Source organism: Mycobacterium sp. ZZG (assembly GCF_054786995.1).
The window spans coordinates 1-4,120 of record NZ_JBTBFV010000121.1 but is presented as its reverse complement, the minus strand read 5'-3'; the positions used below and the strand labels follow the sequence as shown (position 1 = coordinate 4,120).

The window sequence follows — 4,120 nt, the reverse complement described above, 5'->3', positions numbered from 1 at the left end:
CACGGCCCAAGCACCCAACCGCACCTGGGTCATGGACTTCACCTACGCCCGCACCTGGGTTGGATTTGTCTACGTCGCGTTCATCCTCGACGTGTTCGCCCAGAAGATCATCGCGTGGAACGTGGCACCCACTAAGGCCGTCGAGCTGGTCGACGTGCCGCTACGCATGGCCTTGTGGCAGCGCGACCGTGAGGGTCACCCCGTGGTCCGCGGAGAGCTCATCGGTCACGCCGATGCCGGGTCGCAATACACCTCGATCACTTTCACCGACCACCTTGCCGAGGAGGGCATCTTGCCCTCGATCGGGTCGGTAGCCGACTGCCTGTTGACCGGCTAATCCGGGAGAATGCAGGCACGTAAACGACACGCCAGCAAGGAAAATGCTTGACTGGCGGTAGGCGGCGGGGTTGCACTTGTCTTATGGCGATTCAGCATCAGCTGCGTCTGCACCCAGGCACCGATGTCGCCTGGGTGTTGTCCGGTCCGGGCTGTGAGAAGTACGCGTTGGTCAACGAGTACCTGGGGTATTTGGCCGACCGGAATTATTCTCCCCGCACGCTGCGAGCCTACGGCTATGACCTGCTGGCATTCTGCCGTTGGCTCGACGACGTCGATGTCACATTGAGTGCGGTGACCACCGAGACGGTGCTGGACTTCATGCGGCACTGCCGGCAGACTCCGATCGCGGGGCGCCCCGCCAATGTGGTGTCGATGACCGGCGCGGCCTACGACCACTACTCGTCGACGACCATCAACCACCGCCTTGCCGCATTGACCGGCCTGTACCAGTTCCGCGAACTGCGTGACCCCAGGCTGCGGAGCCCGATCCCTAGTGGCCGCGAAGCCCGTCGGGTCAGCGCTGAGGAACGCACCGGCTTGCTTGGACATTTGGTCCGGCCCAAACGCCGATCGGCGCTGCGGCTGCGCGAACCGCGTCGGCTGCCGCGGGCCTTGAATCGTCACGAGACCGCTCAGCTGTGTTATCGAGCCTGCGGACGTGGCGTGACCGGGCACTGGCTGGGCTGATGTTGTTGTCCGGGCTTCGATCTGGAGAACTGCTGACCCTCAACGTGACCGATGTCGATATCGGTGCCCGCTGGGTGAAGGTGATGGGCAAAGGCGCCAAGGAGCGCCGCGTGCCTCTCGATGTGGAGGTCGCCGGGCTGATCCAAACCTATCTGCTCGTTGAAAGACCCGAATCGGACAGCAACCTCCTATTCCTGGTCGCGAAAGGCCCGCATCGGGGCCAACCCTTGACCGCGGCCGGTTTACGCACAATCTTCCGGTATCACCGAGCCAAGACCGGGGTGCTCGCGGGTCACCCGCATGCGTTACGACATACCTTCGGCACCGCGATGGCCGAGGCCGGGGTGGATCTGGCGGTGATGCAAGCTCTGCTCGGGCACTCCCACATCGACACCACAGCCCGCTACATCCATCTGGCACCCATCCACGTCAAGGCGGAATACGATGCTGCCCGAACACGATTACGTTCCCGCCCCTGAAACACCGGCGCAGATCTACGCTGCCTACCTGGTTCACCTACAACGCCGGGACCGCGGCAACACCGCTTATGCCCAAGCCGCCCGATCGTTTCTACGGCGCTGGCCCCGAGTCCAGACCTGGGCCGACATCCCACTGCAGCAGCAGTTGGCGGCGAACTGTTCGACGCGGCCGTTTATCACGTTCCTGATGGTCAGCCGACGGCTGCAACCGGGTTACGACTACCTCGTGCACCGCAAACTCTGCAGCCTCTGGCACGAGCTGACCGACAGCTGCCTGCAACCCGACCTCGATCAGTTCCTGCGCGCAGCAGCCGAATTGGGTTTCAGTCAGCGGGTCGCTTCGGCGATCGGCTCGCAGATCATCGCCCGCCTGCTGATCCAGACCGCCCGCCCCCTGGCCGATCTGCGGGAACATGATCTGCAAGAGTTGCTGCACGCTTGCGATAGCCGACAGGAACGCACCGGCCGCGGTGCCAGGCACTATCGCAGCACCACCCACAGTGCCCGCCAGATCCTGTTCCACCTCGGCATCCTCGACGACCAAGCACCTCCGGCGGTCGCCCCGTTGACCCTCGAGGAGCGCATGGCCGACGTCCCGGCGGCGCTGCGGCCGGAGTTCGTGGCCTATCTGAACCGCAAATACGCCACCTGCGTGCCCAAAACGGTCAGCTCCCTGGCCACCCGATTGGCACATTTCGGCCGCTACCTCGCCGCCACCGACCCCAGCCTGACCTCGCTGAACCAACTGGACCGCCGCCGGCACATCGAGCCGTTCATCACCTCGCTGACCACCGCCACCAACAGCGTCACCGGTGAGCCGATCACCATCGCCGACCGGATCCGACGCATCCACGCGGTGGGCAACTTCCTGGCCGAAATCACCGAATGGGGATGGGACGACGCCCCACCGCGGCGCCTGATCTTCCGCACCGACATGCCGCGGCCACCCCGCTGTCTGCCCCGATATCTACCGGTCGATGCAGACCGCACACTCACTGCCGCCCTGGCGAAATCACCTTACCGACTCGCCGCTGACGCCCTGCTGGTGCAGCGGGCCTGCGGACTGCGCATCGGTGAACTGCTCGACCTCGAACTCGACTGCATCCACGAGATCCCGGGCCAGGGATCGTGGCTCAAAGTTCCCCTCGGCAAGCTCAACTCCGAACGCATGATCCCCGTCGACGACGAGGTCCTCACCCTCGTGGACCGCATCACCACAACCCGCTCCTGCGGGCGACCGATGATCCATCCCCGCACCGGCGCCCCCGCCGACTTCCTGTTCACTCACCACGGGAAAAGACTGTCCCAGAACGCAATACGCGAAGAACTGAACCGGGCAGCCCAAGCTGCTGGCCTAGGACACATCACACCGCATCAACTGCGACACACCTATGCCACTGCACTGATCAACGCTGGAGTATCGCTGCAGGCCCTCATGGCACTGCTGGGCCACGTCTCCTCCCAGATGAGTCTGCGATATGCCCACCTCTTCGACCACACCGTACGCACCGAATACGAACGCGCCTTGGACCTGGCCAAAAGTCATATCGGAGCGCTGCCCACCACCACCGCAGTCGGGTTGCCGCTGACCGATATCACCGGCACCGGCTGGAAAGACACCCCGGCCATCAAATCCCGCCTGGCCGGCGGATACTGCCTACGCGCACCCGCGCAAGGGTCCTGCCCGTATGCCAACATCTGCGAACACTGTCCCAGCTTCCACACCGACGCCACCCACCTCGCTGTCCTTGCCGCCCAACGCATCGACGCCCACGATCTGGCCGTAGACGCAGAAAAACGGGGATGGATCAACGAAGCCGACCGCCACCGCAAGCTCGTCTCCCGACTCGACGCGCTCATCACCGCAGCGGCATCCGCATGAACGAACCCGCCCTGCTGCGCGTCGAACGGGTCTGCGCCAACCTCGCCACCGCCGGCCAGCCCATCACCTTCACCGCCGTCGCCGAGCACGCCCAGATCAGCCGCGCCACCCTCTACCGCGACCGCCAGCTCCGCGCCATCGTCGACGAACACCGCACCCGACAAACCGACGCCCGCACCCTCACCGGCCTGGCCACCGACGTCGCCCACCTACGCACCGCCGTCGAAGCACTCGCCGCACGCGTCAAACGCCACGACGAACAACTCCGCAAACTCACCACACCACCCCGACAATGAACCACTCCGCACGCCAACACAGCTCCCTGAGCCCGCATTAGCCGGTCAAGCCTACGACAACGCGTTGATGGAGTGCGTAATCGGGCTGTACAAGACCGAGTGCATCCGCACCACGATCTTCCACGCCGGCCCCTACCGCAACATCGGAGACGTCGAGTACGCCACCGCCGGCTGGGTCGACTGGTACAACACCAGGCGCCTGCACAGCAGCCTTGAGATGATGACCCCCGTGGAGTTCGAGCAAGCCCATTACGCGACCCTCAACCGAGAGCCGCAACCCGTATAGAAGCGGCGGAGAACCTGGGGCGGTTCAGTCCGCGCACCTTCAAGACCACCACGGTCGTTGATCCGTGCGCGTCGTTCCCGCCGGATCTGGTGGGTCGCCGCTTTGACCAGGGCCGTATCGACGCGGTGTGGTCCACCGACATCACCTACCT

General features: G+C 64.5%; 4 protein-coding genes and 2 pseudogenes. All 6 read left to right on the top strand.

Annotated elements, in window-relative coordinates; all coding sequences use genetic code 11:
- A pseudogene (locus ACXMYJ_RS28660) lies at positions 1-319 on the top strand (transposase); the annotation flags it as partial.
- Positions 320-420: 101 nt separating this feature from the next.
- Entirely contained in the window at positions 421-1,026 is a 606-nt protein-coding gene (locus tag ACXMYJ_RS28655; protein WP_460359488.1) for a site-specific integrase, read from the top strand.
- The gene (locus tag ACXMYJ_RS28650; RefSeq protein ID WP_260754781.1) at positions 1,026-1,505 is read left to right on the top strand and encodes a tyrosine-type recombinase/integrase; all 480 of its coding nucleotides are present in this window, start codon (positions 1,026-1,028) and stop codon (positions 1,503-1,505) included. The genes ACXMYJ_RS28655 and ACXMYJ_RS28650 overlap by 1 nt, the downstream gene beginning before the upstream one ends.
- Positions 1,471-3,387, top strand: coding sequence for a tyrosine-type recombinase/integrase (locus ACXMYJ_RS28645; RefSeq protein ID WP_260754053.1), 1,917 nt, complete (start codon positions 1,471-1,473; stop codon positions 3,385-3,387). The genes ACXMYJ_RS28650 and ACXMYJ_RS28645 overlap by 35 nt, the downstream gene beginning before the upstream one ends.
- The gene (locus tag ACXMYJ_RS28640) at positions 3,384-3,683 is read left to right on the top strand and encodes a hypothetical protein (RefSeq protein WP_260754051.1); all 300 of its coding nucleotides are present in this window, start codon (positions 3,384-3,386) and stop codon (positions 3,681-3,683) included. The genes ACXMYJ_RS28645 and ACXMYJ_RS28640 overlap by 4 nt, the downstream gene beginning before the upstream one ends.
- A gap of 43 nt (positions 3,684-3,726) precedes the next feature.
- A pseudogene (locus ACXMYJ_RS28635) lies at positions 3,727-3,969 on the top strand (integrase core domain-containing protein); the annotation flags it as partial.
- Positions 3,970-4,120 lie beyond the last annotated feature (151 nt).